At 43.9% G+C, this 503-nt stretch carries 1 protein-coding gene; it reads left to right on the top strand.

Annotated features, from left to right (window positions below):
* A partial coding sequence (locus tag A3761_RS03015; RefSeq protein ID WP_304439575.1) for a 7TM-DISM domain-containing protein occupies nucleotides 1-503 on the top strand: 503 nt, incomplete at both ends.

Here is a 503-nt window from a genome sequence, read left to right as displayed (position 1 = left end):
CATTTGGTTTTTCGCATGATACCTACTGGTTCCGCTTTGTGGTGCCAGGGAATGACCACGCCTGGTTGTTGGAAATCAATTATGCTTTGCTAGATGAAATCGAGTTTTATCGGGTTAAAGGAGGTGAAGTCGTTGAATTTGTCCGTACAGGTGATCACTTTGTTTTCTCTGAGCGTCCTATTCAACATCGAGCATTTCTATTTCCAATCGATGGCGCTGATGAAGCACAGCATGTTTACTTGAAAGTTCGCTCTTCAAGTTCCATTCAGTTGCCTGCTACGCTTTGGCCAGAGAAAAGCTATTTTGAGGCTGACCAATATCGCTTTGCCGAGCACGGTTTGTACTATGGCATCGTTCTGGTGATGGCTTTGTATAACTTCTTTCTTTTTTTGCGACTTAGAGATAGTGCTTACCTGTTCTACGTTTTGTACGTGATTACCTTTGCTGTAGCCCAGATGTCCCTGACGGGCTTTGCTTACCAATTTATCTGGCCAAACTTTCCG

The organism is Oleiphilus sp. HI0123 (assembly GCF_001635315.1).
This window is presented reverse-complemented; position numbering and strand designations above follow the sequence as displayed.